General features: G+C 69.1%; 34 protein-coding genes. 11 read left to right on the top strand and 23 right to left on the bottom strand.

Annotation, left to right across the window (positions count from 1 at the left end; translation table 11 throughout):
- Positions 1–39 precede the first annotated feature (39 nt).
- Positions 40–1239 (bottom strand): acetyl-CoA C-acetyltransferase, encoded by a 1200-nt coding sequence (locus R2707_09150; GenBank protein ID MEZ5245249.1) that lies wholly within the window; start codon positions 1237–1239, stop codon positions 40–42.
- A gap of 105 nt (positions 1240–1344) precedes the next feature.
- On the opposite strand from R2707_09150, the gene R2707_09145 reads away from it, so the two are divergent.
- Positions 1345–2811, top strand: coding sequence for an aldehyde dehydrogenase family protein (locus R2707_09145; GenBank protein ID MEZ5245248.1), 1467 nt, complete (start codon positions 1345–1347; stop codon positions 2809–2811).
- Positions 2812–2818: 7 nt separating this feature from the next.
- A complete protein-coding gene (locus R2707_09140; GenBank protein ID MEZ5245247.1) occupies positions 2819–4015 on the top strand; it encodes a CoA transferase in 1197 nt (398 codons plus the stop codon).
- Positions 4016–4028: 13 nt separating this feature from the next.
- Here the strand turns inward: R2707_09140 and R2707_09135 are convergent, their stop codons facing one another.
- Positions 4029–4679 carry an alpha/beta fold hydrolase gene (locus R2707_09135; GenBank protein MEZ5245246.1) on the bottom strand — a complete coding sequence of 217 codons (651 nt, stop codon included), beginning with the start codon at positions 4677–4679 and terminating at the stop codon, positions 4029–4031.
- Between the two features lie 218 nt (positions 4680–4897).
- Here R2707_09135 and R2707_09130 point away from each other — a divergent pair, with 218 nt between their 5' ends.
- On the top strand, positions 4898–5323 hold the full coding sequence (locus R2707_09130; protein ID MEZ5245245.1) for a WhiB family transcriptional regulator: 426 nt from the start codon (positions 4898–4900) through the stop codon (positions 5321–5323).
- Positions 5301–6221 carry a formylglycine-generating enzyme family protein gene (locus R2707_09125; protein ID MEZ5245244.1) on the top strand — a complete coding sequence of 307 codons (921 nt, stop codon included), beginning with the start codon at positions 5301–5303 and terminating at the stop codon, positions 6219–6221. The genes R2707_09130 and R2707_09125 overlap by 23 nt, the downstream gene beginning before the upstream one ends.
- Here R2707_09125 and R2707_09120 read toward each other — a convergent pair.
- The 11 genes from R2707_09120 to R2707_09070 form a co-directional block, all read right to left on the bottom strand.
- The gene (locus R2707_09120) at positions 6218–7084 is read right to left on the bottom strand and encodes a diacylglycerol kinase family protein (protein ID MEZ5245243.1); all 867 of its coding nucleotides are present in this window, start codon (positions 7082–7084) and stop codon (positions 6218–6220) included. The genes R2707_09125 and R2707_09120 overlap by 4 nt on opposite strands.
- A gap of 10 nt (positions 7085–7094) precedes the next feature.
- Entirely contained in the window at positions 7095–7907 is an 813-nt protein-coding gene (locus tag R2707_09115) for an SDR family oxidoreductase (GenBank protein MEZ5245242.1), read from the bottom strand.
- Positions 7904–8572: an SDR family oxidoreductase gene (locus R2707_09110; GenBank protein MEZ5245241.1), complete on the bottom strand. Its 669-nt coding sequence runs from the start codon at positions 8570–8572 to the stop codon at positions 7904–7906. The genes R2707_09115 and R2707_09110 overlap by 4 nt, the downstream gene beginning before the upstream one ends.
- Positions 8551–9384: an enoyl-CoA hydratase-related protein gene (locus R2707_09105; protein ID MEZ5245240.1), complete on the bottom strand. Its 834-nt coding sequence runs from the start codon at positions 9382–9384 to the stop codon at positions 8551–8553. The genes R2707_09110 and R2707_09105 overlap by 22 nt, the downstream gene beginning before the upstream one ends.
- Positions 9381–10220, bottom strand: a complete 840-nt coding sequence (locus R2707_09100; protein ID MEZ5245239.1) for an SDR family NAD(P)-dependent oxidoreductase — start codon at positions 10218–10220, stop codon at positions 9381–9383. Before R2707_09100 ends, R2707_09105 begins: the two co-directional genes overlap by 4 nt.
- 20 nt (positions 10221–10240) lie before the next feature.
- Entirely contained in the window at positions 10241–12568 is a 2328-nt protein-coding gene (locus R2707_09095; protein MEZ5245238.1) for an HAD-IC family P-type ATPase, read from the bottom strand.
- A complete protein-coding gene (locus tag R2707_09090; GenBank protein MEZ5245237.1) occupies positions 12556–13299 on the bottom strand; it encodes an NUDIX domain-containing protein in 744 nt (247 codons plus the stop codon). Before R2707_09090 ends, R2707_09095 begins: the two co-directional genes overlap by 13 nt.
- Positions 13300–13309: 10 nt before the next feature.
- Positions 13310–13747, bottom strand: coding sequence for a nuclear transport factor 2 family protein (locus tag R2707_09085; protein MEZ5245236.1), 438 nt, complete (start codon positions 13745–13747; stop codon positions 13310–13312).
- Positions 13748–13821: 74 nt separating this feature from the next.
- Positions 13822–15438, bottom strand: coding sequence for an alkaline phosphatase D family protein (locus R2707_09080; protein ID MEZ5245235.1), 1617 nt, complete (start codon positions 15436–15438; stop codon positions 13822–13824).
- Between the two features lie 190 nt (positions 15439–15628).
- Positions 15629–17041, bottom strand: a complete 1413-nt coding sequence (locus tag R2707_09075; GenBank protein MEZ5245234.1) for a hypothetical protein — start codon at positions 17039–17041, stop codon at positions 15629–15631.
- 41 nt (positions 17042–17082) lie between these two features.
- Entirely contained in the window at positions 17083–17553 is a 471-nt protein-coding gene (locus R2707_09070) for an SRPBCC family protein (GenBank protein MEZ5245233.1), read from the bottom strand.
- 46 nt (positions 17554–17599) lie between these two features.
- On the opposite strand from R2707_09070, the gene R2707_09065 reads away from it, so the two are divergent.
- Positions 17600–18172: a TetR/AcrR family transcriptional regulator gene (locus R2707_09065; GenBank protein MEZ5245232.1), complete on the top strand. Its 573-nt coding sequence runs from the start codon at positions 17600–17602 to the stop codon at positions 18170–18172.
- A 99-nt stretch (positions 18173–18271) separates the two neighbouring features.
- On the opposite strand, the gene R2707_09060 is transcribed toward R2707_09065, so the two are convergent.
- From R2707_09060 to R2707_09045, 4 genes are all read right to left on the bottom strand, one after another.
- Positions 18272–18565, bottom strand: a complete 294-nt coding sequence (locus R2707_09060; GenBank protein ID MEZ5245231.1) for a hypothetical protein — start codon at positions 18563–18565, stop codon at positions 18272–18274.
- A 179-nt stretch (positions 18566–18744) separates the two neighbouring features.
- Entirely contained in the window at positions 18745–19389 is a 645-nt protein-coding gene (locus tag R2707_09055; GenBank protein MEZ5245230.1) for a dihydrofolate reductase family protein, read from the bottom strand.
- A 74-nt stretch (positions 19390–19463) separates the two neighbouring features.
- Complete coding sequence (gene arr / locus R2707_09050; protein ID MEZ5245229.1) at positions 19464–19949, bottom strand: NAD(+)--rifampin ADP-ribosyltransferase; 486 nt, start codon at positions 19947–19949, stop codon at positions 19464–19466.
- A 113-nt stretch (positions 19950–20062) separates the two neighbouring features.
- Positions 20063–20494: a hypothetical protein gene (locus R2707_09045; protein MEZ5245228.1), complete on the bottom strand. Its 432-nt coding sequence runs from the start codon at positions 20492–20494 to the stop codon at positions 20063–20065.
- Between the two features lie 91 nt (positions 20495–20585).
- Between R2707_09045 and R2707_09040 the strand changes: the two genes are divergently transcribed.
- The 3 genes from R2707_09040 to R2707_09030 are packed head-to-tail and all read left to right on the top strand — an operon-like array spanning position 20586 to position 22322.
- On the top strand, positions 20586–21128 hold the full coding sequence (locus R2707_09040; protein ID MEZ5245227.1) for a TetR/AcrR family transcriptional regulator: 543 nt from the start codon (positions 20586–20588) through the stop codon (positions 21126–21128).
- Between the two features lie 52 nt (positions 21129–21180).
- On the top strand, positions 21181–21960 hold the full coding sequence (locus R2707_09035; GenBank protein MEZ5245226.1) for a maleylpyruvate isomerase family mycothiol-dependent enzyme: 780 nt from the start codon (positions 21181–21183) through the stop codon (positions 21958–21960).
- Positions 21957–22322, top strand: a complete 366-nt coding sequence (locus tag R2707_09030; protein ID MEZ5245225.1) for a VOC family protein — start codon at positions 21957–21959, stop codon at positions 22320–22322. The genes R2707_09035 and R2707_09030 overlap by 4 nt, the downstream gene beginning before the upstream one ends.
- 45 nt (positions 22323–22367) lie before the next feature.
- On the opposite strand, the gene R2707_09025 is transcribed toward R2707_09030, so the two are convergent.
- Positions 22368–22721: a DUF1801 domain-containing protein gene (locus tag R2707_09025; GenBank protein MEZ5245224.1), complete on the bottom strand. Its 354-nt coding sequence runs from the start codon at positions 22719–22721 to the stop codon at positions 22368–22370.
- 124 nt (positions 22722–22845) lie between these two features.
- Entirely contained in the window at positions 22846–23181 is a 336-nt protein-coding gene (locus tag R2707_09020) for a hypothetical protein (GenBank protein MEZ5245223.1), read from the bottom strand.
- Between the two features lie 90 nt (positions 23182–23271).
- On the opposite strand from R2707_09020, the gene R2707_09015 reads away from it, so the two are divergent.
- Positions 23272–23733, top strand: a complete 462-nt coding sequence (locus R2707_09015; protein ID MEZ5245222.1) for a hypothetical protein — start codon at positions 23272–23274, stop codon at positions 23731–23733.
- Positions 23734–23929: 196 nt separating this feature from the next.
- On the top strand, positions 23930–24418 hold the full coding sequence (locus tag R2707_09010; GenBank protein ID MEZ5245221.1) for a hypothetical protein: 489 nt from the start codon (positions 23930–23932) through the stop codon (positions 24416–24418).
- Between the two features lie 119 nt (positions 24419–24537).
- Here the strand turns inward: R2707_09010 and R2707_09005 are convergent, their stop codons facing one another.
- The 4 genes from R2707_09005 to R2707_08990 all read right to left on the bottom strand — a co-directional run bounded on the left by R2707_09005 (position 24538) and on the right by R2707_08990 (position 25940).
- A complete protein-coding gene (locus R2707_09005) occupies positions 24538–24861 on the bottom strand; it encodes a hypothetical protein (GenBank protein MEZ5245220.1) in 324 nt (107 codons plus the stop codon).
- Between the two features lie 115 nt (positions 24862–24976).
- Entirely contained in the window at positions 24977–25270 is a 294-nt protein-coding gene (locus R2707_09000) for a hypothetical protein (protein ID MEZ5245219.1), read from the bottom strand.
- A 185-nt stretch (positions 25271–25455) separates the two neighbouring features.
- Positions 25456–25731 (bottom strand): hypothetical protein, encoded by a 276-nt coding sequence (locus tag R2707_08995; GenBank protein MEZ5245218.1) that lies wholly within the window; start codon positions 25729–25731, stop codon positions 25456–25458.
- 29 nt (positions 25732–25760) lie between these two features.
- Positions 25761–25940 carry a hypothetical protein gene (locus R2707_08990; GenBank protein ID MEZ5245217.1) on the bottom strand — a complete coding sequence of 60 codons (180 nt, stop codon included), beginning with the start codon at positions 25938–25940 and terminating at the stop codon, positions 25761–25763.
- Between the two features lie 24 nt (positions 25941–25964).
- On the opposite strand from R2707_08990, the gene R2707_08985 reads away from it, so the two are divergent.
- Positions 25965–26195, top strand: a complete 231-nt coding sequence (locus R2707_08985; GenBank protein ID MEZ5245216.1) for a hypothetical protein — start codon at positions 25965–25967, stop codon at positions 26193–26195.
- The last annotated feature ends 104 nt before the right edge of the window (positions 26196–26299 follow it).

Genomic DNA, 26299 nt, shown 5'->3' with positions numbered 1-26299 from the left:
GCGCCGGGCGCGATTGCCGCGTCAGAAAAGCGGGAGGTGTTAGTTGAGGCGTTCGACGATCATGGCCATGCCCTGGCCGCCGCCGACGCACATCGACTCCATGCCGATGGTGCCGCCGGAGTCCTGGAGGCCGTTGAGCAGGGTGGTCATGATGCGGCTGCCGGTCATGCCGAACGGATGGCCGAGGGCGATGGCGCCGCCGTTGGGGTTGAGCTTGTCGAGGTCGATGCCCAGCTCGTCGGCGGAGCCGAGGACCTGGACGGCGAACGCCTCGTTGATCTCGACCTGGTCGATGTCGCCGATGGTCATGCCGGCGCGGGCCATGGCCTGGCGGCAGGCGTCGATCGGGCCGAGACCCATGATCTCGGGGTTGAGCGCCGACACGCCGGAGGAGATGATCCGGGCGATCGGCTCGATCCCCATGGCCTTGGCCTTGGTGTCGCTCATGACGACGACGGCGGACGCGCCGTCGTTGAGCGGGCAGGCGTTGCCCGCGGTGACGGTGCCACCGGGACGGAACGCCGGCTGGAGCTGGCTGACCTTCTCGAGGGTGGTGCCGGCGCGGATGCCGTCGTCCTTGGAGACGACGGTGCCGTCGGGCAGCGTGTAGGGCGTGATCTCGCGCTCGAAGAAGCCTCGGTTGAGGGCGGCTTCGGCCCGGTTCTGGGAGCTCACGCCCCACTCGTCCTGACGCTGACGGCTGATGCCGGTGGCCTCGACGACGTTCTCGGCGGTCTGGCCCATCGCGATGTAGATGTCGGGCACGCCTTCGGCCGGGGACCAGGGGCCCTCCTCGCCGCTGGTGCGGGTCTTCGAGCGGGCTTCGGCATCGGCGAAGAGTTCGTTGTGGGGACCGGAGTCGGCCGCACCGTACATGTAGCGACTCACGGTCTCGACGCCGCCGGCGACGAAGCAGTCGCCCTCGCCGGCCTTGATGGCATGGGCGGCCATGCGGATCGTCTGCAACGACGACGAGCAGTAGCGGTTGACGGTCACGCCGGGGATCTCGAGGCCCTGCATGGCCGAGATCACTCGGGCGATGTTGTAGCCGCCCTCGCCGCCGGGCTGCCCGATGCCCCAGATGACGTCTTCGACATCGGCGGCTTCGACGCCGGCCTTGCCCATGACGTCGGCCAGGATGAACGACGACATGTCGTCCGGGCGGGCGTCGACGAGCGAGCCCTTGTTCGCGCGCCCGATCGGGGTGCGAGATGTTGCAACGATGACGGCTTCTGCCATGACGACTCCTCGTTCGGTAGTAGTGCGGAGGCTAGAGGAAATCGCCCGGAATGCCATAGGGACGGCTTCGTCCCCGATGGCCCTTCGTGGATAGAGTCCGGTGTCATGAGCACGATCGACGTCGACAAGAAGTGGCAACTGCTGATCAACGGTGAGTGGGTCGACCCGGGTGCGGGCACCTACGACATCATCGACCCGGCCACCACCCAGGTCGTCGGTCGTGCCCCCGAGGCCACTGTCGAACAGGCCAACGACGCCGCCGCTGCCGCGAAGGCCGCGTTTGCCGGCTGGAAGGCGCTGTCGCGCGAGGAACGCTGCGCCTACATCGGCCGGCTGGGCGACGAGATCGAGAAGCGGTCGCCCGACTGGGTCGCCACCGTGCAAGCCGAGACCGGTGCCACCATCGGCACGACCGAGACGCTGCAGGTGGGTGGGCCCGCCGTCGACCGGTTCCGCTACTACGCGCACCCGATCGACCTCGACGAGAACCTCCGCCCCATCCCGACCGCGAAGGGTCCGCTCGGCCCGGCCGGTCTGATGAGTGCCCATGTGAAGCGTCAGCCCGTCGGCGTGGTCGCCGCGATCACCCCCTACAACTTCCCGATCACCAACGTCGCCGGCAAGATCGCCCCGGCGCTCGCCGCCGGCTGCACCACCGTGATCAAGCCCGCCCCGCAGGATCCGCTCGGCATCTTCCTCGTCGGCGAGGCCGTCCAGGCCGCCGGGTTCCCGGCCGGTGTGGTCAACATCGTCAACGGGTCCGGCCCCGAGGCCCCCGCTGCCCTCGTCGACTCGAAGGACGTCGACATGATCTCGTTCACCGGCTCGTCGCCGGTCGGCGCCAAGATCATGGAGAACGGCGGCAAGACCATGAAGCGCCTGCTCATGGAGCTCGGCGGCAAGGGCGCGGCGATCGTCACAGAAGACGCCGACATCGGGGTGGCCGCCCAGGCCATCGCGACGGTGTGGGGGTTCCACTCCGGACAGATCTGCACCGCGCCGACCAGGGTGATCGCCCATCGCGACATCTACGACCAGCTGGTGGAGACGCTCAAGACCTTCTCCGGCTTCATGAAGATCGGCGACCCGACCGAGCGCGACACCATCATCGGCCCGGTCATCACCGAGCTGCACCGCAACCGCGTCGAGGAGTTCATCAAGTCCGGCATCGACGCCGGCGCCACCATGGTGTGCGGTGGTGAGCGCCCCGATCTGCCGGGCTACTTCATCGCTCCGACCCTGCTGGCCGACTGCACCCCCGACATGCACGTCGTGCGGGAGGAGGCCTTCGGTCCGGTCATCGTGGTCATGCCCTACGACGACGACGAGCAGGCCGTGCAGATGGCCAACGACTCCGACTACGGCCTGTACTCCTATGTCTTCAGCGGCGACACGAAGCGGGCCTTCCACATCGGTCAGCAACTCGAGACCGGCTGTGTCGGGCTCAACGTGATCCAACCCCACATGGAGGCCCCGTTCGGCGGCTTCAAGATGTCGGGCGTGGGCCGCGACCGCGGCAAGTGGGGCATCGAGGCCTACAGCGAGCTCCAGTCGATCAGCTGGATCGGCTGATCGACAGGTGATTCCGCCGCTCGACGGGCTCACCCTGATCGAAGGCTCGGCCTTCGTCGCCGCGCCGTCGGGCGGGATGACGCTCGCCCAACTGGGCGCCGACGTGATCCGCTTCGACCAGATCGGCGGCGGTCTCGACGCGAGGCGTTGGCCGCTGACCGCCGATGGCGAGTCGATCTACTGGGCCGGTCTCAACAAGGGGAAGCGGTCGATCGCCGTCGACCTCCGCTCGCCCCAGGCGAGGGAGATCCTCACCGAGCTGATTCGGACCGCCGGCACGTTCCTCACCAACTTCCCGGCCAAGGGGTGGATGTCCTACGACGCGCTCTCGGCGGCTCGTGCGGATCTCGTGATGCTCGCGGTGACCGGCAACCGCGACGGTTCGACGGCGCTCGACTACACCGTCAACTGTGCGGTCGGCTACCCGCTCGCCACCGGGCCCGTGGGCAGCGACGAGCCGGTCAACCACGTCCTCCCGGCTTGGGACCTCGTCTGCGGGCAGACCGCGGCCCTGGGGATCCTCGCCGCCGACCGCAACCGGCTGCGTACCGGTGCAGGCGCGAACATGAGCGTCGCCCTGTCCGACGTGGCCATCGCCGCGGTCGCCGCGCTCGGCCACGTCGGTGAGGCCCAGATCAACGCGACCGAGCGGCAGCGGTTCGGCAACGACCTCTATGGCGCGTTCGGCGCGGAGTTCGCCACGGCCGACGGCGAACGGATCTATGCCGTGGGCATCAGTCCGAAGCAGTGGAGCAGCCTGCTCGAGGCCACCGACGCGACGGAGTCGGTCGCCGCCGTGGAGCACGCCGGCGGCTACGACTTCGGCGACGAGGGTGATCGATTCCGGGCCCGGTCCGAGGTCATCGCCTGCATCGCCCCATGGATCGCCGCGCATCCGTTGGTCGAGGTCGCCGCCCGTTTCGACGAGCTCGGTGTGTGTTGGGGGCGCTACCAGTCGTTCCTCCAGCTCGTCGACGAGGACCCCCGCTGTTCGATCGAGAGCGAGATGTTCCGCGAGGTCGAGCAGCCGGGCATCGGCACCTATCTTAGCCCCGGTTCGCCGATCGCCTTCGACGGCCTGCTGCCGACGGAACCGGCTCCCGCGCCGCGTCTCGGTCAGCACACCGACGAGATCCTGGCCGAACGACTCGGGCTGACCGGCGCGGAGATCGGTGCGCTCCACGACGACGGTGTCGTGGCGTAGGACGGGCGAGCGGTCAGTCCCAGCTGGGCACGGCGTCGATGAACTCGAGCGTGGCGTCGATGAACGAGAACTGCTTCGGGAGCCCGAAGTGGTCGATGCCGGGGAGGACCTTGACGCTCGCGTCGGGCAACAGCTCGGCCAACGGCTCGGGCGGCCCGGCGAAGTCGTCGCTGCCGATGATGATGAGACACGGGACTCGGACGGTGGCCAGCTCCTCGGCCGTGAACGGTCGGCGCTCGCGGCTGATGCACGCCCGTAGGGCCGCGGCGTCGTTGCCGGGCGTGGTGATGAGCGACTCGAAGTGATCTGCCGCGTTCCCGGCCAGTGCCTGCTCGTCGGAGGCCACGAGGTTGCGGCCGACCGCGGCGAGCACGAGGCGGTTGACGCGCTCGGGGTGGTGCATCGCGATCTGGAGCGCGGTGCGGGCGCCGAGCGAGTACCCGACCACGTCGGCCGGCGTCTCGGGGAACTGCGCCATCACCGGGCCAACGAGATCGTCGTAGTCGGCCGGGTCGGTCGGCTTGTCGGCCTCACCGTGACCGAGCAGATCGATGCCGACGGCGCGCCGGCCGGCGTCCTTCAAGAGATCGAACCAGCCCGGCTCGCGCCAGGTGCGCTCGGTCGACGTTGCGAAACCGTGGAGGAGTACGACGGGTGGCCCCATGAACGGGTCACCCTAGGAAGCCGGGACCGGCACGGAGAAATCCACGCGCCCGCTCGCGGGGCGCGTGGATGGCCGAGTTGGCGCGGTCCGACCTGATGCACCGTCAGGAGTAATTCTGTTCGACAGTCCGACATTCCGTGGCCGATCACTTTTCGCGATACGCGCTAGCGCGAAGAATCATCAGCGTTCACGGGACTTTCACGCAGCATTTTCCTAGGTTGCTTGTCGTAGCCGAACGGGGCACCGCACCCACACCGAAGGTGTGGGGAGGGCTCCAGGGAAGCGGGTGTGGACAGGTGCTCGAGATCATCGAACAGGCAGAGACGCCGATCGGACCGGTTGGGTCGACGGAGTGGATGGACGTTGCGGCATGCGCCGGGCACAGCGAACTCTTCTTCGCCCCGTTCGCCGAACGGCCCGAAGCGCGGGTCCGCCGAGAGGCGTCGGCCCGGGTGATCTGCCAGGGATGTGTCGGTTTGTCGTCGTGTCGCGACTATGCCCGGAGCAATCGCGAGCTGGGCTTTTGGGGTGGCGAGAGCGAGTCGGAACGGGCCGAGGCCGGGTTCCCTCCCACCACCCCGATCATCGGTCGCAAGCGTGTCGCCGAGCAGCGTGCTCGCGATGCGATGGCCAGCGCGTCCTGAACGGTCTGAGCGGCAGCTGAGCGACGACGCCTGCTGCAGCCCGTCACGAGACGGCGAACCGCAGAGCAATCACACGTCCCTGCCTCGGTCCGGTGGCCCGCGCCCCGCAGTGGTCGCGGTCGAGGCCGGCACGTTCCGTATGGGCACCGACCACGGGCGATTCCCGGCCGATGGCGAAGGACCCGTACGCGAGGCGTCCACCGGCGGGTTCGAGATCGCGGTCCATCTCGTCACCAACGACGATTTCGCCCGGTTCGTCGCCGCGACGGGCATGCGAACGATCGCGGAGGCCGAGGGGTGGTCCTTCGTGTTCGGCGGACTGTTGCCCGACGACTTCCCTCCCACCCGCGGGGTGGTGGGGGCCGAGTGGTGGCGGGCCGTCGAGGGGGCGGACTGGCAGCACCCGACCGGACCGCACAGCGACCTGGAGGGTCTCGGCGACCATCCCGTCGTCCATGTGTCGTGGGAGGAGGCGTCGGCCTATGCGGCATGGGTCGGTGGCCGCTTGCCGACCGAGACGGAGTGGGAGCGTGCCGCCCGCGGCGGTCTCGACCAGGCCGAGTACGCGTGGGGCGACGACCTCACTCCCGGCGGTGAGCACCGCTGCAACATCTGGCAGGGCGAGTTCCCGACGCACAACACGCTCGACGACGGCTACCTCGGCACCTCGCCGGTGGGGGCGTACCCGGCCAACGACTGGGGCCTGTACGACGTCGCCGGCAACGTGTGGGAATGGTGCGCCGACGACTTCGCCGACCGCCCCGGCCACAAGGTGATCCGGGGCGGCTCGTACCTGTGTCACGACTCGTACTGCAACCGCTACCGAGTCGGTGCCCGGTCGTCGAACACGTTCGACACCTCCACCGGCAACATGGGGTTCCGCGTGGCGTTCTCCTAGCGGGCGATCTGCAGCGCCCCGGGGGCCACTTCGAGCGTCGCCGGTGCGGTCCCGATCGGCTCGCCATCGCCCCACAGGTCCAACCCGGCGGCATCGATGTCGACCCGGCGTCCTCGCAGCGCGTGCACCTTCGGGTGCGTGAGGTGGCGGCCGGTGAAGACGAGACGGAAGAACCGCAGGAGCTCCAGGCGGCCGACATCGGCGACGACCGTCAGATCGAGCAGGCCGTCGTCTGGTCCGGCCTCCGGGGCGATGTGCATCCCGCCGCCGAACCAACCCGTGTTCGCGATCGCGAGGAGTGCCGCGTCGAAGTCGTGCACGACCCCGTCGATGGTGAGGCGAACGGGGCGGACCCGCAGCGTCGGGAGTTCGAGGACGGTGGCGACCGTGTAGCGCGACGGACCTTTCGGGAACCGCAGGCGGTTGGCCCGCGCGTTGACATCGCCGGAGAACCCGGCCGTCGCGACCGATGCCACCCAGCCGGCGTCGGAGTGAATCAGGTCCAACGGCTGCGGCTCGCCCAGCGCGACGCGGGTCGCCTCGACGGGATCGTCCGGAATGGTCGCGAGGCCGCGGGCGAAGTCGTTGCCCGTGCCGACGGGCACGACGCCGAGCGTGGTGGTCGTCCCCGCCACGGCCTGCACCGCGAGGTGTACGAGTCCGTCACCGCCGACGACGATCAGGCGCGACGCCCCCGCGGCCACCGCGTCGGCTGCGGCCGCGGCACTGGCGGCGGCCGTCGACCCCGTGAGGTCGACCGGCGTGTGGCCGGCCGCTCGGATCGTCGCCAGTACCTCCGCGCGCGCGCCCGACGCCCGGCCCCGCCCCGCGTCGGGAGCGATGAGGAGGTGGACCGTGCTCACAATGTGCGCGTCACAGGCCCAGGTAGCGCCCGCCGTCGACCGCCAGGGTCTGGCCGGTCATGTGGCGCGACAACGGTGAGGCGAGGAACACGGCGACGGGACCGATGTCGTCGGTCGGATCACCGATGCGCTGGAGTGGTGTGCGGGCCCGCAGGCGCGCCTCGAGTGTGGGGTTGGCCGCGGTCGCCGAATCCATCGCCGGCGTCCACGCGACCGGTGCGATGGCGTTGACGCGCACGCCGGCGGGACCCCACTCGAGGGCCAGGCTCTTGAGGAGGCCGCGCTGCGCGCCCTTGATGGTGCCGTAGAGGGGGAGGTTGCCACTGCCTTCGATCCCGGCCGGGGACGTGAGCAGGATCAGTGAGCCGTAGTCGGCTCGCAGGTGGGGGAACGCGGCCCTCGCGCAGAAGAACGACGCGGTGGTGCTGGTGGCGATCTGGAGGTCGATCGTCTCGTCGTCGATGTCCTGGATCGCCCGTGGCGCGCCGGGCGGCGAGACGGCGTTGTGGACCATGGTGTCGAGCCTCCCGTGGCGCTCGACGGCTCCGGCCACCGCGGCCTCGACATCGGCCGCGACGGTCACGTCGCAGCGCACGAACTCGGCCGCGCCGCCGGCGGCCCGGATCCGTTCGGCGGCCGGCTCGCCCGTCTCGGCCCGGCGGGCGGCGAGCAGCACCGTGGCTCCGGCCCGGGCCATCGATGCGGCGATGCCCTCGCCGACACCCTGGCCGGCGCCGGTGACGATGGCGACGCGGCCGGTGAGGAGACCCTCGACGGGCGGGAGTGGGGGAGTGGGGATGTCGTTCATCTCGTGCTCGCTCATCCCGGCATCCAGAGTCCGCCGTCGACCACCAGGGAGGCGCCGACCAGTGACGTGAAGTCGTCGCCGGCGAGGGCGTCGACGATCGGGGCGACCTCGTCGGCGAGGCCGGGGACCCGCCCCAGCGGCGGGTCGTGCAGGGAGTTCGCCTCGGCCATCCCGGCGGCATCGGCTGCTTCGAGGAAGGCCGATGGGTCGAGGGTGATCGCGTGGGCACGGATGCCATCGTGGCCCCAGGTCTTGGCCAGCGACTTGGCGAGGATCCGGATCCCCTCGGCTGCGGTCGCCATCGGGGCGAACCCGTCGCCGCCGGCGGAGGCCATCAGGGGGACGAGGAAGACCATCGTCCCCGATGTCGCAGCCAGATCGCCGTGGACACCGCGGGCGAGGCGGATCGCCGATTCGAGTGGCTCGTCGGCCATGGCGTGCCACTCGTCGTCCGACAGGTCGGCCAACGCGGTGCGTCGACGAGACGTCGCCGGGTAGCGGGCGTGGACCACCAGGTCGAAAGGGTCGTGGTCGGGGAACGCATCCGCCACCGTCGTGTCGGTGATCGGTGTGTCGTCATCCGTCAGTCGCCGCACCGTCCAGCCGCGGGCGCCGAGCCCGTCGGCGATGGGATCGGCCGGATCGCCGGTACCGACGATCAGTGCGTTTCGTCGAGCCATGCCGGCCAGTCCTCGCTCGGTGTCATCGACCACTGGGGATCGCGCTTTTCCATGTAGGCCATGACGCCCTCCCGGGAATCGGCGGTGCCCATCAGATGGAGATGGATGTCGCGCTCGAGCTCGTTGACGCGCTCGGGCGAAGGTGCATGCATCCAGAGCAGTCGCTTCGAGGCGCCGACCGAGATCGGTGCCGTGTGGGTCGCGATCTCGTGGGCGAGTTCGAGCGCCCGGGGCAACACCTGCTCGGCCGGGAGTGCCTCGGTGGCCAGGCCCCACTCGAAGGCGTCGTGGCCGCGGAACATGCGGCCCGTGAGCAGGAGCTCGGTGGCCCGGGCGTGGCCGACGATCCGTGGGAGCGTCCAGTGCGAGTGGAGGTCGGGAAGGATGCCGCGGCGAACCTGCACGATCCCGAGCTTGGCGTCGTCGGCGACGATGCGGATGTCGCACTGCAGCGTCATCGTCAGGCCGAGGCCGACGGCGTGACCGTTGATGGCTGCGATCACCGGCTTGCGCACGTCCCACGGATGGAAGTCGTCGAGCGGGTCCGACGAGAACGTGTCCTTGGTCGGGGCCCCGAAGACGCCCGCGCCGCCGGAGAAATCGGCACCCGCGCAGAAGGCCCGCCCCGCGCCGGTGAGCACGACGACCCGCACGCCGTCGTCGGCGTCGGCGGCGCGCAACGCGGTGGTGAGGCTGCGGCCCATGGCGCCGGAGAACGCGTTGAGCTGTTCGGGTCGATCGAGGGTGAGGATCGCGACCGGTCCGTCGACCTCGACCCGGAGGTCCTCGAACCCCGCGGCGAGACCGCTCACGGTCGGAAGCCGTTGGGGTGCAGGGCGGTGCCCTGGAGGTTCATCGGCGCGATGTGCTCGCGCTCCAGGAGGTCGAGGCTGGACTCGATCCGGCCGGTGTGGTCGGGGTCGCAGTCGCACAACCACAACGCCGCCTCGGACATGGCCTCCATCGACTCGATCTGATCGGCCGCCAACTGGCCGCCGACGAGTTCGTCGGCACCTTCGGAGAGCACGGCGGCCCGCGGTTCGACGGTGTTGACCCGCACGCCGTACTGGTGCCATTCGGCGGCCATCGCCGCGGTCAGCCGGTTCAACATCGCCTTCGTGGCCGCGTAGAAGCCGAAGGTGCCACGGACCCCACCGAGGTCGAACGGCGGACCGGGCGGTGGGGTCGCGGAGGCGCTCGACAGGTTGACGATCCAGCCCTCACCGGCATCGATCATGCCGGGCAGCGCGGCCTGGGCGAGGTCGAGCGGGCAGTGGACGTTGAGCTCGATCATGAGGCGGCGACGCTTCAACGGGTAGGTGTCGAGCGGCTGGTAGATCGCCGCAGCTGCGTTGTTGACGAGCACCTCGACCGGTCCGCCGAGGGCTTCGGCCGCTTCGGGCACCACGCGGGCGCGGTCGTCCTCGTCGGTGAGATCGGCGACGATCGTCACCACGTCGGCGCCGAGAGCTCGGCACCGCGCCGCGGTTTCGTTGAGCGACCCCGGCAGCGTGGGGTGGGCATCGAGGGTGCGGGCGACGAGGGCCAGGCGGGCGCCCTCACCGGCGGCCCGCTCCGCGATGCCGGCCCCGATGCCGCGGCTCGCACCGGTCACGATGGTGCGGCGCCCGTCCAAACGTCGTGTCATGGTCCGGAGACTAGGACGCGTCAGTCGTCGGTGAACACTTTGGTGGCGACCCCGATGCCGATCGCCCCGATCGCGGCGGCGATGGCGACCGCCACCCACGCATCGGCGGTGGGGAGGTCGAGCTCGAAGTAGTCGCGGGCGAACGGCCACACCATGACCAGCACGTAGCAGGCCGCCATCGCCGTCGCGAGCCCCGCCTTCCAGGGTTTCCACGGGCGGCTGATCAGGAGGAGGATCACGAGCCCCAGGAGGAGGAGCGTGGCGGTCGCCGCGGTGCGAGCCTCGGCGAGCGACACGTCGTCCATGCGGCGCACGATTTCGTAGAGCCCGAACGTCACGGCACCGGCCACGGCGCCGGCCGGGATCGAGAAACGCAGGACCCGGGTGAGGAAGCCGGGCCGAACCAGCGCCTCGTTGGGGGCGAGGGCCAGGAAGAATCCGGGGACGCCGATCGAGAACGTGCCGATGAGCGTGAGCTGCCGGGGAAGGAATGGGAACGGCGAGCCGGCGATCCCGACGAGCGCGGTGAGCAGCACCGCATAGGCCGCCTTGGTGATGAACAGGTTGGCGACCCGTTCGATGTTGTTGATGACCCGCCTCCCCTCGGCGAGCACCCGGGGGAGCGTGGCGAACTTGTTGTCGAGCAGCACGAGCTGGGCGACCGCTCGGGTGGAGGACGAGCCCGATCCCATCGCGATGCCCATGTCGGCGTCCTTCAGGGCGAGGACGTCGTTGACGCCGTCGCCCGTCATCGCCACGGTGCGGCCGCGTGACTGCAGGGCGTGGACCATGGCCCGCTTCTGGTGTGGCGTGACGCGGCCGAAGACGGTGGTCTGCTCCAACACGTCGGCCAGCTCGTCCTGGTCCTCGGGGAGGGTGCGCGCATCGACGAACGAGTCGGCGCCCTCGATCCCGGCGCGACGGGCGACGGCCGCGACGGTTGCAGGGTTGTCGCCGGAAATCACCTTGAGGTCGACGCCCTGCTCGCGGAAGTACCCGAGGATCTCCGCCGCGTCGGGCCGGACGGTGTCTTCGAGATGCACCAGCGCGACGGGATGGCGCTGGGCCGGCAGGTTCTCCTCGCTCCACGGCCCTCCGCCCCTCGTCAGGAGCAGGACCCGCGTGCCGCCGGCGGCGACGGCGTCGGCCCGGGCTCGGGCCTCGTCGTCATCGTCGTCGAAGAGGATGTCGGGCGCGCCGAGGTAGTAGACGCCCCGGTCGGCGAACTCGGCGCCCGCCCACTTGCGAGCCGACGAGAACGGGAGGTTCTCCCCGATGGTCCAGCCGGGGTCGGGGTGGTTGGCGACGATGGCTGCGAGGGTGGCGTTGGGTGCCGGGTCGGCCGCGCCCATCGCCCCGAGGGCGATCGCGGCGTCGTCCGCGGTGTGGTCGCCGAGGGGTTCGACCAGGCCGAGAGAGATCTCGCCGGTGGTGATCGTGCCGGTCTTGTCGAGGCAGAGCGTGTCGACCCGGGCGAGCAGCTCGACCGACGCCAGCTCCTTCGCCAGCGCCTTGCGGCGGGCGAGGGCGATGACCCCGGTGATGAAGCTCAGGCTGGTGAGCAGCACGAGTCCGTCGGGCACCATGGCCACGGCGGCGGCAACCGTGGCCTGGAGTGCCGACTGCCAGCGGTCCTCGGTGCCGAGCTGGCGCAACAGCAACAGCACGGCGGCCGGCGGGATGATGATCTGCAGCCACTTGAGGATCTTGTTGACGCCGCGCCGGAGTTCGCTGCCCGCGAGCTCGAACCGACGGGCCTCGTCGGCCAGCTTCGCCGCATAGGAATCGGCTCCGACATGGGTGGCCTGGTACGAGCCGGAACCGGCCGAGACGAAGGAACCCGAGAGGACCTGGTCGCCGCTGGCCTTCTCGACCGGGTCGGCCTCGCCGGTGAGGAGCGACTCGTCGACTTCGAGCCCGTGGGCCGCGACGACCACGCCGTCGACCACGATCTGGTCGCCGGGCTGGATCTCCAGCAGGTCGTCGGCGACGACACCGCTGACGCCGATCTCCGCGACCTGGTCGTCGCGCCGCACTCGTGCCCGCGGTGCGGAGAGCACCGCCAGCGCGTTGAGCGTGCGACGGGCCTGGAGCTCCTGCGCGATGCCGATCACGCTGTTGGAGACGACGACGCCGGCGAAGAGGGCGTCGGCCGGGTAGCCGGCGATCAGGATCAACACGAACAGCGAACCGATGATCGCGTTCACCGGCGTGAGGACGTTGGCCCGGACGATCTGCGAGAGCGTGCGGACCGGCGCGTCGGGTACATCGTTGACGCGGCCGTCGGCGATGCGCTCGTCGACTTCGGCGGCCGTGAGGCCGGTCGGGGTGGTCGTCACTCCGTGCATCCCGAGTCGTCGTAGCGGTAGCCCTCGGCGAACATCTCGAGTCGATGGCGGGGCCCGTCGATCGACGGGTCGGTCGTCTCGTAGCCGGCGTCGCCGGACCACATCGCAACCGGGCCTGCCTCGCTGCGTCCGATCCGGGTCGCGTGGTGGCGGGCCGGGCGGCCGGCCAACCACTCGAGTGCGGTGGCGACCCGGTCGTGCGCACGCATCGTGTGGAGAGTCACCCACGTCGGCGGCGCGAGCTCGATCTCGCCCTCGTGGTGACGGCCGAGACACTCCTCGGGCGTCATCCAGTCGCTCTCGACGATCTCGCCGTCGTCGATCGTGTGGTCGCGATCGCTCACGCCGGCCGCGAAGAACCAGGTGGCGTAGCGTTTCGGCGCGATCGGCGGTGGGATCCAGTGGGCGAACATCACCAGCTCACCGGCGGGGATCCTCAGCGCCGCTTCCTCCTCGGCTTCGCGGGCCGCCGCGATGCGGGCGGCGTCGAGCGGATCGACCGCGGCCAGCCGGTCGGCCTCGTCGACGCGTCCGCCGGGAAAGACCCACATGCCGCCGAACGCGATCTTGGAGTTGCGCCGCAGCATCAGCGTCTCGAGGCCGGCGTCGCCGTCGCGCAGCACGACGACGGTGGCGGCGTCGATCGCCGGCGTCTCACCGCTGGTCGCGGCGTAACGGATCCACTCGTCGATGCGCGCCCGGTCCCGATCGGCACGATCCGCCGCACTCATGACGACGCGCTCACTCGGGGCGGTCCAGGTCCTTCGGCATCCCCGAGAAGTAGGCCGACTCCTCGCGCAGCTTGACGCTGCGCCAGCCGTCGGCGGTGCGGGTGACGTCGTGGTGGTACCAGCCACCGGTGACCCAGGCGGACTTGTCGGGCATGACCATCGGGTTGTGGAACATGGCCTCGACGGTCGCGTGGTCGGCGTCGGTGAACGTGATGCCGACATTGGCGACCATGTGCTGGGTGGCCGGGAACTGGGCGAGGGCCTCGGCCAACCAGGCGACCTGGGTGTCGAGGTCGCCGGAGATCCCACCGGCCGACGTGTAGTCGAGTTCGGCATCGGGGGTGAACACCTGGCGGAAGAGGTCCCAGTCCTTGCGGTCGACGGCGCGGGCGTAGCGGGTCAGGAGATCGGTGATCTCGAGGCGGTCGGAGAGTTCTTGGAGGTTCACGATCGGCAGGCTAACGGGCGGGGGGCGAGGGACTCCAGAAGCCCACCCTTGTTCGGCCTCGACGGGTCCGCTGGTCAGCGCGCCGGGAACTCGAACGACGCGACCGTGTCGAGGCGGTCGGTGGGATTCCAGATGTCGCCGACCGAGCGATAGTCGGCCTCCCACCGATCGGCGGTGACGGTGCATTTCGTGTAGCCGTTGTCGGGGTTGAAGTACTGCACGTGCGGGTTGGCCGCCGTGTAGTCGGTCGCGAACGGCGACGAAGAGATGGCGGTCGCCATGATCTCGGGACAGATCACGTCTCGGCCGAAGCCGGGACCGACGTCGAGCACGAAGCTGGCGTGATAGTCGCCGCTTAGCACGATCGGGTTGGGGGCGTCGGCCAGCGCATCGGCCACGCGTGCCCGTTCGGCGGGGTAGCCATCCCACGCTTCGAGGTAGTACTTCGGCTCCTCCTCACCAGCGTCGCGGGCATCGAGACCGGCGAACATCGATGGACTCACCAGTGATGTCCACCGGGCGGTCGACGCCCGGAGACCGGCGGTCAGCCAGGCCACCTGATCCTCGCCGAGGAGTGTGCGGCCGGGGTCGTCCCGTTCGTCGCATCCCGTTCCGAAGTCGAACGTCGAGGTGTCGCGACAGGGCGGCTCGTCTGCGAACTGCCGGGTGTCGATCAGGAAGAACTCGGCGAGGTCACCGACCCGGACCGATCGGTGCAGGGCGACGCCGGTCGCGGTGGGCGCCGGCGTGCGGGCCGGTTGGTGCTCCCACCAGGCCTGGTAGGCGGCCGCCCGGCGGGAGGCGAAGTCGCCGCCGGCACTGTCGAATTGGCCGGGGCCGTCGGCCCAGTAGTTGTCGGTGATCTCGTGGTCGTCCCACATGGTGAAGAACGGCAGCGCGCGATGGGCGGCCTGGAGGGACGGATCCTGTTTCACCTGGGCGTAGCGCGCCCGGAAGCCGGCGAGGTCGGCCGGCGGGGGTGTGGTCCACATCCGGCGGCCGTCGCCCTGGGGCGAGAAGTCGAGCGGCGGCAGTTCATAGATGTAGTCGCCGGTGAAGATCACGGCGTCGAGCTCGTCGTCGGCGGCGATGTCGGCCCAGGCTGCGTACTCGCCGAACTGGGGGTCCTGACACGTGGTCAGCGCGAACCGGAACGGGTCGGTTCCCTCCGCCGGAAGGGTGCGGGTGCGGCCGGTCGGGCTGGTGTGCTCGCCGATCCGGAATCGGTAGAAGTAGGTCGTCGCAGGCTCGAGATCGCCGGGCTCGACATGGACCGAGTGGGCGTAGTCGGAGTCGGCGATGGCGAGGCCCGAGGCGACGATTGTCGTGAAGTTCTCGTCGAGGGCGATGTCGTAGGCGACGTCGAACGTTTCGTCGGGCATTCCCCCGGTCGGATCAGCCGGGTCGGGGACGAGACGGGTCCAGAGCACGACACTGTCGGCGAGGGGTTCGCCCGAGGCGACGCCGAGCGTGAACGGTTCGCCGGCCAGGTCGGCCGCCGGAGTGGGCACCAGGGTGCTCGTCGCGGCCGGTGTGGTCGTGGTCGGTGTGGTCGCGGTGGGCGTCGTTGTCGTGCCCGGAGTGGTGCTGCTCGTCGTCGGCGGCGTGGCGTCGTTGCCCGAGCTGCACGCCGCGGCCACCAGCCCCGCTGCCCCTGCGAGAAAGGTTCGCCGTGACACGGGTCGTCGCATGGCCGGACGGTACTACGGTGCCGGCCCTGCTTGACGACCGCCAGGATCGGTGACGGCCGCCGCTGCGGGGCCTGAGAACTCGGGCATCGACCGATGCGTCGACAAGCGGCAGGTCGGCCAGCCTGCCGACCCGGAAGGCGATGTCGGGGAACGACGCCCTGGCGATCTCGATCAGCCGGCGTCCAGCGGGCTAACGGGGTGGACGGGGCGGGCTCCAGAAGCCGACCTCGCCGGCACCCACGATCGACGGCGTGGCAAAGGCGTCGGCATCGGCTGTCCGGATGAGCGAGCCGACTTCGGCGAGTTCGGCGTAGACGAACTGGGTGCCGTCGGGCGACCACAGGCGGGGGCTCTCGATGAACTGATCGGCGACCACCAGATACGACGATTCGAAGATCGGTGTGGGCGTGAACGCCACGATCTCGAGCGCCGGCCCGGGCTCCGCGCCAGGAATGTGTTGGTGGACCCACCAGGTCCCGGTCCCGGCGGCGACGTTGGCCTCGTAGATGAGCAGGTGCGTTCCCTGTGGGTTCCACTCGACCCACAGGGTGAAGCCCGCGAAGACTTCGCTCAATTCGCCGGTCTCGAGATCGAGGAGCTCGACGCTGCCCGACCGCGTCGTGGTGGTCTGGGGCAGCACCGGCAGGCGGATCCGTTCGGCCGCCGGGTCGTTGTCGGCGTCGAAGTTGTGCGAGATCGCGGCGACCGTCCCGTCGGGGCTGACACTGATGCCGAGGCGGGGACCGGGGGCCGGCCCGAGGCTGCGGAGGCTGTCGGCTCCGTCGATGCTGCGGCGGACGATGGTCGAGCTGCCCTCGATGTCGGTGACGAGCAGGATCTCGTCGGTGAACGGGATCCACTTGGGGGCGAAGAAGTCGGTGCCCACGGCGCCGAGGTCGGTCGTCGAACCGTCGGCGTCGACCCGCAGCAGTCGGTCGTCGGCATGGGCGGCGAGGCGCAGGCCGTCGGGTTCCCAGGCGACGAACAACGACTCGGCGTGGGTCACATCGCCGTGCAGCAGCCGTCCGTCGGCATCGAGGATGTCGAGGACGGTCCGCCCATCGCCGTTCTCGTCGACACCGGGGCCGAGGCCGGCGAGACGGGTTCCGTCGTGGCTCCAGCTGAGGAAGAAGTAGGAGCGCTCTGCTGGGGTCGTGGCGATCACGGTTCCCGTCGGGCCGTCGAAGATGTCGATGATCGGCTGCCGTCCGTCGAGCGACACGACGGCGAGGCGTCGTCCGTCGCGTGACCAGGTGGGCTGGCCGGGGAGTGTGCCGGTGTCGAGGCCGATCGTCGCGCCCCCGCTGCGGATCTCGGCGTCGGCGCCGTGGAGGGCGATCCGCCCGTTGACGGGATCGAGCGGTGGGAGGTCGGCGGGGGCGACGGGGAAGAGGTCGAGCGGGGCGACCTCGGGTGTTCCCCCGTCGAAGGGGCCGGGCGTCGGGGGGGTGGTCGGGGCCGGGGTCGGGACGGTGGTCGTGGGCGCGAGGGTCGTCGACGTCGCGGGCGGGGCGGCGGTGCCGTCGAGCGACGGGCCGGGCGCGCATGCGGCCGTGAGGATCAGGGCCGCAACGGCGAGGATCCGGGCGCGGGGATGCGGCATGGACGCACCGTATCGGCGCGACGCCATCTGGCGGGGTCGTGTCAGATGGTGTCGGCCGAGCGGGTCGCCCCGGCGAGCTGGTCGGCGAGGCGGCGCATGGCGGTGGCGTTGTTGCGTCGAATGAAGGTGCGGGCCAGCGGCGCGGTGAGGCGATCGATCGCCGGCGCGATGATCCAGCGGTACTCGAAGGTGATGCGGGTGCCTCCACCCGGGAGCGAGGTCAGTGTGTAGGTGCCTTGACCGGTGCGCTTGGCCTTGGCGGCGACGTTCACCTCCACGATCCGGCTCGACGACTCGGACTCGACGACCTCGATGTCGACGATGTCGTTCATGCCGAAGACACGGGTGCGGACGCGGGCTCTCGACCCGACACCGCGCGGTGGTCCGGACAACTCCCAGTCGCGCATGAGGTGGTCGTTGAACGGTTCGTGGTTGGCCATGACGTCGAGGAAGTCGAAGACTTGGTGGACGGGCTGGGGAACGTCGATGGACACGGTGACGGGGTTGATCATGTACCAGATGGTACACACAGTTTGAACCAAATGGTACACTCGGCTCGTGCCGAAGCCCGATGTTCGCCAGGAGCTCCTCGACGCAGCCGTCGACCATGTCGCCGAGCACGGCCTCGCCGATCTCTCGCTTCGCCGACTCGCCGCCGAGCTGGGCACCAGCCACCGGATGCTCAGCTACCACTTCGGATCGAAGGACGGCATGTGGTCGGCGATCGTCGAGGAGGTGGAGCAGCGCCAGTTGGCCGCGTTCGCCGCGCTGGAGACCGATCCGATGATGACGCTCGAGGAGGTGCAGCGCACCTGGTGGCGACACATCTCGGATCCGTCGCTCTGGGTGAACGAGCGTCTCTTCTTCGAGGTCTATGTGCAGGCGCTGCGCGACCGGCCGGCGAGGGACGAGTTCCTCGCCGGCCTGGTCGAGTCATGGGTCGGCCCGTCGGCCGCAATGGCCGAAGCCATCGGCGTTCCGCCCGAGCGCGCGACCGCCTATGCCCGGCTCGGCCTGGCGGTGACCCGCGGGCTGCTCCTCGACCTGCTCGCCACCCGTGACCGGGCCGCCGTCGACGCCGCAATGGAGGAGTGGATCGCGCTGAGCGCCGAGTTCATCGAGCGAGGGTGAGGTGTGCGCGCCTGTGTGTCGTGTCGCGGCTGCGCCGCTCCCGACCAGGCGCCGACATGCGCCGGGTACTGTCCGGGGATGACCGAGACCACGGCTGTGTCAAGGGTGCAGGCACTCATCTGCAGGTTTCAGCTCGCGTTCGATCTGCACGACTGGACCGGCCTGGCCGAGTGCGTCACCGACCCTGTGCACGTCGACTATTCGGGGCTGCGCGGAGGCGAACCGCAGACGATGTCGGCGGCGGAATATGCCGACGCCCGACGGCGCGCCCTCGATCATCTCGACCTTCAACACAACCACGGCAATCTTGTCGTCCGGCGTGGGAAGGGCCTGACAGCGATGTGCAACTTCCAGATCCATCGCTTCAGCCGTACCGACGAAGGTCAGTTCCATTCGTGGGGTCGCTACCACTTCGAATTCGAGGACGTGGCCGGACATCTGAGGTTCAGTCGCATCCGACAGGAACTGACCGCCAGCCGGGGAGACTCGTCGCTCCATGGGGGAGTGGCGCCCACGCGGTGACCGTGGCGACGTCCCCGCGGGGACGTTTTCCTCGTCAGGGGGATGAAGGCTCAGCGCGTGAAGACGAGGTGGGTGACGCCGCTGGGTGTCGTGACCGCCTCGACATCGTCGAACTGTTGCTCCAGGCCCTCGAGGCCGTCCCACAACCGGACTCCCCGTCCGAGCAGGATCGGTACCTGGACGACGTGCAAGTGGTCGACCAGACCGGCGGCCAGGAACGCGCGCAACATGGTCGGGCCGCCGCCGATCCGGATGTCGCCACCGGCGGCCGCCTCCTGCGCCACCGCGAGCGCGTCGTGCGGTGCGGCGTCGAGGAAGTGGAACGTCGTCCCGCCCTCCATCTCGATCGTCGGACGCGGCTGATGGGTGAGTACGTAGGTCGGCGTGTGGAACGGTGGGTTCTCGCCCCACCATCCCCGCCACTCCGGGTCGTCCTGCCATCCCGGCGGGCCGAACTTCCCGGCGCCCATGATCTCCGCGCCGATCCCGGGCCCGTGCCGGTCGGCCATCGCGTGGTCGAGGCCCTCGGTGCCGCCCGCCTCGCCGAACACGGTGCTGCGGGCGAATCGCGTCGCGAACATCCATTCGTGCAGTCGCTGTCCGGCGTGACCGAACGGCGCATCGAAGGACTGTCCCTCACCGGTGGCGAACCCGTCGAGCGAGACCGTGAAGTTGTGGACGCGAACCCGAGACATGGCGACTCCCTCGTCGGTGATGGCGAGATCGTCGCACAGTTCGCCTGCCCTGCCCGACCGGCCGACCGGAGGGGTCAGTCCTCGATGACGTCGAGTCCCTGGGCCCGCAGGCGGGCGAGGTTGTCGAGCATCCCCGACAACACGTCGGCGGCATGGCCTTCCCAACTCCGCAACTCGTCGACGATGAGCAGCGGGTGGCGGGTCCGGTAGGACCGGGTGACGTTGCCGGGGAACTTCTTGTCGGTGACGTTGGGGTCGTCCTCGAAGGGGCCGGTGGGTTCGACGACGTAGATGTGGCCGCGGCCTTCGTCGCCGGCGAGCGCGATCGCCAGTTCGGCCGCCCACACCGCCGGTTCGAGCAGTGCCGCGAAATAGACGTGGTTCGCAACGCGCCCCTCGTGGTAGTTCGAGCGATGGCCCGGTAGGAGCTGCGCTCCGATGGCGAAGGCGTGCCTCGTGCCGTGGAAGAAGGGCCCTTCGACATGGTCGCAGTGGTCGAACGTGACGGCGACGTGCTCGGTGCCCTCCGCCTCGGCGATCGCGTCCGCGATCGACTTCATGGCGCCGTCGCGCTGGGCATCTGTCATCGGGCCTCCGGTCGATCGCTCCCTCGCCCGAGGAACCTAGCGGTGGCGCCGGCCGGGTTGACGAAGCTTCTCGCGTTCGTCGAGGACTACGGCGCGACCGCCGGCCGCCACATGGGTCCGACTGCCAGCACGAGGACGAGCACGTTGAAGGCGACGTTCCAGGCGTTTCCCGATGCGACCGATCCGGCGCTGTCGAGGACGAACCAGGCGAGCAGCCCGGCGACAACGGCCTTTCGCACGCCTTCGGGTGCAGCGTCGTAGACCCAGGCCCGAAGGCCGAAGATCATCACACCCCAGCCCAGGAGGAACCCGCCGGTCAACGCCGAGAGGAAACGCGTGGTGTCCGCGTCGAAGTTCACGGCGTCGCCGCCGGGTCCGTTGAGCAGGTCGAGTGTCCAGCGGGCGAGGTCGCCGCCCGACTCCGTCGTGGCGAGGGAGAATACCGGCCCGAAGGAGCCGACCACGATGGCCGTGACCAGCAGGTAGCGCTTGTGGAACCGTTGGGTGGTGACGGACACCGCTGCTCCGATCCGGTGGGTTGGTGTCGAGAGCTCGAAATGTAGTGAGCACTCGGTTTGGTGTCAAGACATCTCGTACACTCCCGCTGCGATGGGCTACAAGTACGACGAAGACGAGATCCTGGATGCCGCAGTGGACGCCGTACTCGAGGAAGGTCTGTCGGCCCTGACGTTCGGGCGGCTGGCGAAGCGTCTCGGGATCGCGGATCGCTCGATCGTCTACTACTTCCCGACCAAGGCCGAACTCGTCACCCGCACCACGTCTGCGGTGGGATCGCAGCTGCAGGCGGCACTCGCCCGTGCCTTCGGCGACGCCCCGCTCCCCGGTGACGAGTTGATGCGCCGGGCCTGGCCGGTGCTCTCCTCGCCCGACGTCGATCCGCTCTTCGCAGTGTTCTTCGAGCTCGTCGGGCTGGGAGCCGCGTCGATCCCGCCCTACGACGCGCTGGCGCCGGCCCTCATGGAAGCCTGGATCCAGTGGCTCGTTCCCCGGATCGACGCTCCCGAGGAGGTGGCCTGGCAGGTCGCCTCGGCAACCGTGGCCACCCTCGACGGTCTCCTCCTCCTACGGCACACCTGCGGACCGGACGCAGCCGATGCCGCCGCTCGCCACTTCGGAATCGCCCGTCGTTGATGTCGGCGGGAACGGCATCGACGTCGTCGTCACCGTCGGCAACAGTGGACCCATGCCGACCATCGACCGCGACACGATCTCCTTCGTCCTCGACGCGTACCTTCCCGAGCGGGTCCGGCTGATCGAGCTCCTGTCCACCCTCGACGCCGAGCAGTGGGCACTGCCGACGGAGTGTCCGGAGTACTCGGTGAAGGGCATCGCCACGCACATCCTCGGTGACGACCTCAGCCTGTTGAGCCGCCAGCGCGACGGCGCGGTGCAGGGACTCATGCTGGTCGCCGAACGGATGCCGGGGTCGGACTTTCGTCAGCTCCTCGATGCGTTCAACGACCAATGGGTCGAGGCGGCCCGCTTCCTCAGCCCCGCGCTCCTCGTCGAACTGCTCGATCTCACCGGCCGCTGGTCCGAGCGCTACTACCGCGGCGTCGACCCCGCCGCGCCCGGCGAGCCGGTCCCGCTGTTCGGCGTCGCGTTCGGGGACTCGTCACCGTTCTGGCACGCGATCGCCCGCGAGTACCTCGAACGGTGGGCCCACCACTCCCAGATCCGCCGTGCCCTGGGCCTGGGCTCGCTCGCCGACTCGCCTTTCCTCGACGTCGGGCACGCGATCATCGCCACCGTGGCCGAGGCCGCCACCGACGGTCGCGGGGTCGACGCGAGCGACTCCGTCGCGGCGTGGACGATCGGACCGCTCACCCTCGGCGATCGCAAGCAGGCCGCCGACATCCTCACGCTCACCCATTCCGCCGAAGAGGTCGCCGCGCTGGTCGAGGGGCCGGGCGATCTGGTCGAACTGTTCGCAACCCGGGTCGGTCGTAGGGTCGCGTCATGAGCCTTCGCTGGGAGCAGGTGGTGATCGATGCCGCGGATCCGGTCGCGCTCGGACGGTGGTGGGCCGACGCGCTCGGCTGGGTCGTCGTCAACGACGCTCCTGAGGAGTTCGAGATCCAGGAGGCGGTCGACCGGTTCCCCGGAATCCTGTTCCTCCGTGCCGGCGCGGCCAAGCCGTCGAAGAACCGAGTGCATCTCGACTTCCGACCCGACGACCAGCACGCGGAGGTTCGTCGCCTCGTCGGCCTCGGCGCTCGACGCATCGACATCGGTCAGGGCGACGACGTCTCGTGGGTCGTGTTGGCCGACCCGGAGGACAACGAGTTCTGCGTACTCAGCGCCCAACCGGATCGCAGCGAGTAGGTCTCTGGTCCTGGCGCGATCCGCCCCCAACTCGCCGCGACCTCCTCAGACGCCTGCTTGCGCGCGTCGAGCATCGATGAGTCTTCGCACGAGTGCGTCGGGCAATGGCTGGTCGATCGGGAACTTGAGCGCTCCCTTCGACGCAGCGAACCCGCAGAGATCCTCATCCGACATGGCCGAGAGGATGTCGCCGCTGTGCGGCAGGTAGCTGAGCCAGTTCTTCGCAGCCGAGAACCCAGCCACCGGCTTGCCGCCGATCCTGAACACCGGGACGCCATAGGAGAGTCCCTGTTCGGCCTCCGGAATCGCCGTCGCGATGGATCGTCGGACTTGTTCGAGCGTCGACCGCTTCGGCTCGTCGAGTTGCGCAAGGTACTCGTCGACGTCATCGGCACTCATCGGCACTCCTTTGGTTCAGACAGGCATCGATACTCGCGGATGGAATGAACAGCTCACCCGCGCGTGGGTCTGTGCAAGGCCCCGCGGTGGTGGTCAGCGCAGAGGTTGATCACCGGTTGAGTAGCTAGAGCCACTTCTCGGCGAACTCATCGGCTGCCATCTCGGCGAGGTCCGCGGTCATCGACGAAACGGTTCCTTGGCCGTCATCACCGAGTTGCTCGACAACAGTGGCGACCACACGCCCCGTGCGCTTGTCAACGATGCGGACAGCGTTACCGCCAGGGTTGGCTGGCCCGGACCCCATCGAGAGCACGTTGGTCACGAACACGACCAGGAAGCGCGGAATGCGTCGCCAGAAGGCAGCTGGTTGGTGTTCGACCACGTAGACATCAGTCGCTCGTTGACTCACGAGTTCGACCTCCATCGAGTACGTCAGGTTGTGCCGATCGAAGCCGAGCATAGGGCCGGTGCTCGGCTCGCCTCTCGCTCAGGATCGGCTCGTTCTGATTGGTCTGGTCTGTCGGCCGGCTGGTCGTGGGAGAATCAAACAGTGAACTTCCGAACACGGGGCTGGGAGGCGTTTCTCGTCTCCGCCGGTGCCGGGTCCTTGGCGGTCGGGCTGCTTGTCGGTGTGTGGTCCGACGCCGTGGGAGTCGACGCCAGCAGAAAACCCAGTTCGGTTCTTGGCTGGGCGATCGTGTTGGTCGTGTTCGGGGTGATGGTCGCCTCGGCCGCATGGATGGCGGCGGGTATCTGGGTCTGTGGGGTCTTCGCCGACTCCGAGACGCTGAGGCTTCGTCAACTGACCCGGTGGCGTCGGTTGTCTCGGCACGACGTTCTTGGCGCCGCGGCCGAGGTGGCTACGGGCCGGACGCAGCGGTACCGCTTGCGCCTCTATCTCGTGGACGATCGCAACACGACATGCGAGTTGTATGGAAAGAACCAACGTCGCCAGGGAGCAGAGGCGATTGCCTCCGCAGTGAACGGCTGGGTTGCTGACCAGCGGTCATGACTCGCGGTTGCCTCCCCGCTGCGTTGGACGACGACCCGCCATCGCTCGTTGGCGGCCCTTCCGATCGTGTTGATCGGTCTGTCTGCAGCAGTTCGATCGGGCAGGCGGTGCCGCGGAGGCCGGTGACGCCGTCGACGGTGGCGCTGAGGCCACGGCCGGAGATGCCTCCTGGCGTGGTCGTCAACGCGATTGAGGGGTGTCAGAGATCAACGAGCGCATCTACGATTCGCGGGTGGCGCCAGCAGCGAGTCTCCCTAGCTCGGTCGAGGCGCTGCTCGACGAGGACGAGCGGTTGGTCGGCGCATTTGTTGCGATTCGGGGCGCGCGTCCTGGAGCGGAGGCGCTCGCGCAGTTGGCCGCCCTCCCCGTTCTATTCGTGGCGGGCGGCTTCTGGTTCATCCTTGCCTCGGTTGTTGCCTTTGCCGGAGTTGCATCGAGTCGCCGAAACGTCGCTGTCGGTCTCACGGACCGAAATGTGGTGAGGATAGAAATGGGGTTTCGCAAGAGCCCTGGTCCCGACGCAGGGGTGGTTCGATTGGCGCGGGGCGCGATTTCGCCGCCGGGTCGCCGAACGGGGGACCAGAAGTTTCACGTCGGCGGCGACAGCATGTGGGTGCCACTTCGCGACACGGACGAGGCGGTGAGGCTCGCTCGACTCGGGAAGACCGATGCCGAGACCTCGTAGCGACGTCGAGCCCATCCCCATCGCGCGGCTGGCGATCGCGTTGGCTTGACTGCCGAACGGAGCTCTCGTGGTCGCCGATGCGGCGGACTGTCCAGCAGTCGAGCCGGTGGCCCTTGGTTCTACCGGAGGAGCTCGCGCAGCCGACGCACCTCGGCGATGAGGGCGGCGATGTCCGTTGGGGCGTTGGCGATGAAGCTCGCATCAGCGTCGGCCTGATAGGAGGAGAACACGTCCGGCCACATCGTCAGGGCGACGAAGCTCTCGAGTGGTACGTCAGGGAAGCGGCCGCGGTGGCTGGTCGGCTGTGGCTGCGGCACCGTTGCAACCGCGATCGACGTTGTGAACTTGTCGTCGTTGAACGCATAGCGGAACCAGGGGCCGGGAGTGGAATTCGAGAGCCGATCCTCGATCGGCCCCAAGTCCAGAGCCTCGCCGTCATTCATCCCTATCTCCGCTCCTAGTGCTCACTCACAACGTAGCGAGCGAGGATTCGCGTGGACTCCTCATTGCTCGGGGCCTCCGATCACCACGTGTCGGTTGGTGCGGGACCGCCAGGAGCTACGAGAGGTCGAGAAGCGCCGGTCGCTCGAAGTCCCGGACCGAACTCCAGCCAGACAGGGGCTCGTTGCTCATGGTCGGAAGGAGTCGGCTCAGCACCGCAGCGACGTTGTGGTCGAGCCACCCAGTTGCCATCCCTGGTCCTAGCCCTCGGTTGACGCGTGGACCAAGGACCCGTGCGGCCATCCACAGCACCAGGCCTGCCGGGAAGATGATCCAAAGCAGCACAGCGCGGACGAGTAGGAACACGACCAGGACAACGGCGTTGTCGGTCCGGTCGACGGTGTGTGCCACGTTGCAAAGCTACCGGTGCGGCTCGGCAGCTGTCCGCAAGTCGTGCGTGTCAGAGCTGGGTTCAGCCGGAGTCCCGCGGGTCATAGCAGTTCGATCGGGCATGCGGCGCCGTTGAGGTCGTCGGCGGTGGCGCTGAGGCCGCGGTCGAAGATGCCGCCGGTGGGTTGATCGAGTGGCCGTGGTGCTCAGTCGTTGGCTGGCCACCGGTCGGTCCAGATGTCGATGACGTGGACAACCAAGGCTCCGGGGTCGTCAGCCCACGGGTCGAGGCCGACCAGTAGGTGGTATCCGGCAACCGTGCGGGCCGCAGCGACCGTGAATCGACGGATGCCCGGAGACTGCTCGACCTCTGGCAGGTTCCACCAGTCGACAAGTGACAGCGCCTCGATCGCTTCGGGCAGGTCATGGGCGCGGAACACCTCAGCCCTGTCCGCAGGGAGCTGCTCGCCGATGCTGGTCATGGTGTGGTCCGGGACCCGGACCGGCTGGGTCACTTGTCGGTGGCCTGGGCTTCGTTGTCCGACTCCGTGAGTGCTTCCGGCAGCCGCTCGATGGCCCGAGCGAGCGAAGCGCTCGCTGCGGGCGACAACGGCTGATCGGCGATCGCGTCAGCGGCTAGCGCAGCTGCCCGCCCCGGTTCGACAACGGGGATGGTTTCCGTCGGATCCATATCTCCGACACTACCCCGCGGCCGATGATCGGCTACGCCCCCATCGCGTTTGGGTCAGAGCAGTTCGATGGGACACGCCGCGCCGTCGAGGCCGTCGGCGGTGGCGCTGAGGCCGCGGCCGAAGATGCCGCCGGTGGTGATGGTCAACTCGATCGGGAGCTTCAGCAGGTCGGGGTCGAGCAGCAGCTCGTGGCCGTCGATCGTGTGCCGGTGATAGCCGTCGAGCCGGCGGCCCTTGGTCCTGGTATCAACTGATACCTCGAACTTCTTGCCTCAACCGAACGGTTCGAGCAGGTCGACCACGGCGGTGCCGCCCTTGCGCCGGATCACGGCAGCGGCGCGGTCGGTCAGCTCGAGTT

It is taken from the genome of Acidimicrobiales bacterium (assembly GCA_041394245.1).
Taxonomy (GTDB): Bacteria; Actinomycetota; Acidimicrobiia; order Acidimicrobiales; family Aldehydirespiratoraceae; genus JAJRXC01.
This window is presented reverse-complemented; position numbering and strand designations above follow the sequence as displayed.

Bases quoted from the DNA above. Each gene is read 5' to 3' on its own strand.
- R2707_09150 (MEZ5245249.1), bottom strand. From the start codon at position 1,239: ATGGCAGAAGCCGTCATCGTTGCAACATCTCGCACCCCGATCGGGCGC.
- R2707_08995 (MEZ5245218.1), bottom strand. From the start codon at position 25,731: ATGACCAGCATCGGCGAGCAGCTCCCTGCGGACAGGGCTGAGGTGTTC.
- R2707_09135 (MEZ5245246.1), bottom strand. From the start codon at position 4,679: ATGGGGCCACCCGTCGTACTCCTCCACGGTTTCGCAACGTCGACCGAG.
- R2707_09070 (MEZ5245233.1), bottom strand. From the start codon at position 17,553: ATGATCAACCCCGTCACCGTGTCCATCGACGTTCCCCAGCCCGTCCAC.
- R2707_08985 (MEZ5245216.1), top strand. From the start codon at position 25,965: ATGATCGGCTACGCCCCCATCGCGTTTGGGTCAGAGCAGTTCGATGGG.
- R2707_09040 (MEZ5245227.1), top strand. From the start codon at position 20,586: ATGGGCTACAAGTACGACGAAGACGAGATCCTGGATGCCGCAGTGGAC.
- R2707_09025 (MEZ5245224.1), bottom strand. From the start codon at position 22,721: ATGAGTGCCGATGACGTCGACGAGTACCTTGCGCAACTCGACGAGCCG.
- R2707_09005 (MEZ5245220.1), bottom strand. From the start codon at position 24,861: ATGAATGACGGCGAGGCTCTGGACTTGGGGCCGATCGAGGATCGGCTC.
- R2707_09020 (MEZ5245223.1), bottom strand. From the start codon at position 23,181: ATGCTCGGCTTCGATCGGCACAACCTGACGTACTCGATGGAGGTCGAA.
- R2707_09035 (MEZ5245226.1), top strand. From the start codon at position 21,181: ATGCCGACCATCGACCGCGACACGATCTCCTTCGTCCTCGACGCGTAC.
- R2707_09100 (MEZ5245239.1), bottom strand. From the start codon at position 10,220: ATGACACGACGTTTGGACGGGCGCCGCACCATCGTGACCGGTGCGAGC.
- arr (MEZ5245229.1), bottom strand. From the start codon at position 19,949: ATGAAGTCGATCGCGGACGCGATCGCCGAGGCGGAGGGCACCGAGCAC.
- R2707_09115 (MEZ5245242.1), bottom strand. From the start codon at position 7,907: ATGAGCGAGCACGAGATGAACGACATCCCCACTCCCCCACTCCCGCCC.
- R2707_08990 (MEZ5245217.1), bottom strand. From the start codon at position 25,940: ATGGATCCGACGGAAACCATCCCCGTTGTCGAACCGGGGCGGGCAGCT.
- R2707_09075 (MEZ5245234.1), bottom strand. From the start codon at position 17,041: ATGCCGCATCCCCGCGCCCGGATCCTCGCCGTTGCGGCCCTGATCCTC.
- R2707_09125 (MEZ5245244.1), top strand. From the start codon at position 5,301: ATGCGATGGCCAGCGCGTCCTGAACGGTCTGAGCGGCAGCTGAGCGAC.
- R2707_09060 (MEZ5245231.1), bottom strand. From the start codon at position 18,565: ATGGAACTGACCTTCGTCGGTACGGCTGAAGCGATGGATCTGGAAGTT.
- R2707_09030 (MEZ5245225.1), top strand. From the start codon at position 21,957: ATGAGCCTTCGCTGGGAGCAGGTGGTGATCGATGCCGCGGATCCGGTC.
- R2707_09090 (MEZ5245237.1), bottom strand. From the start codon at position 13,299: ATGAGTGCGGCGGATCGTGCCGATCGGGACCGGGCGCGCATCGACGAG.
- R2707_09110 (MEZ5245241.1), bottom strand. From the start codon at position 8,572: ATGGCTCGACGAAACGCACTGATCGTCGGTACCGGCGATCCGGCCGAT.
- R2707_09080 (MEZ5245235.1), bottom strand. From the start codon at position 15,438: ATGCGACGACCCGTGTCACGGCGAACCTTTCTCGCAGGGGCAGCGGGG.
- R2707_09095 (MEZ5245238.1), bottom strand. From the start codon at position 12,568: ATGCACGGAGTGACGACCACCCCGACCGGCCTCACGGCCGCCGAAGTC.
- R2707_09055 (MEZ5245230.1), bottom strand. From the start codon at position 19,389: ATGTCTCGGGTTCGCGTCCACAACTTCACGGTCTCGCTCGACGGGTTC.
- R2707_09145 (MEZ5245248.1), top strand. From the start codon at position 1,345: ATGAGCACGATCGACGTCGACAAGAAGTGGCAACTGCTGATCAACGGT.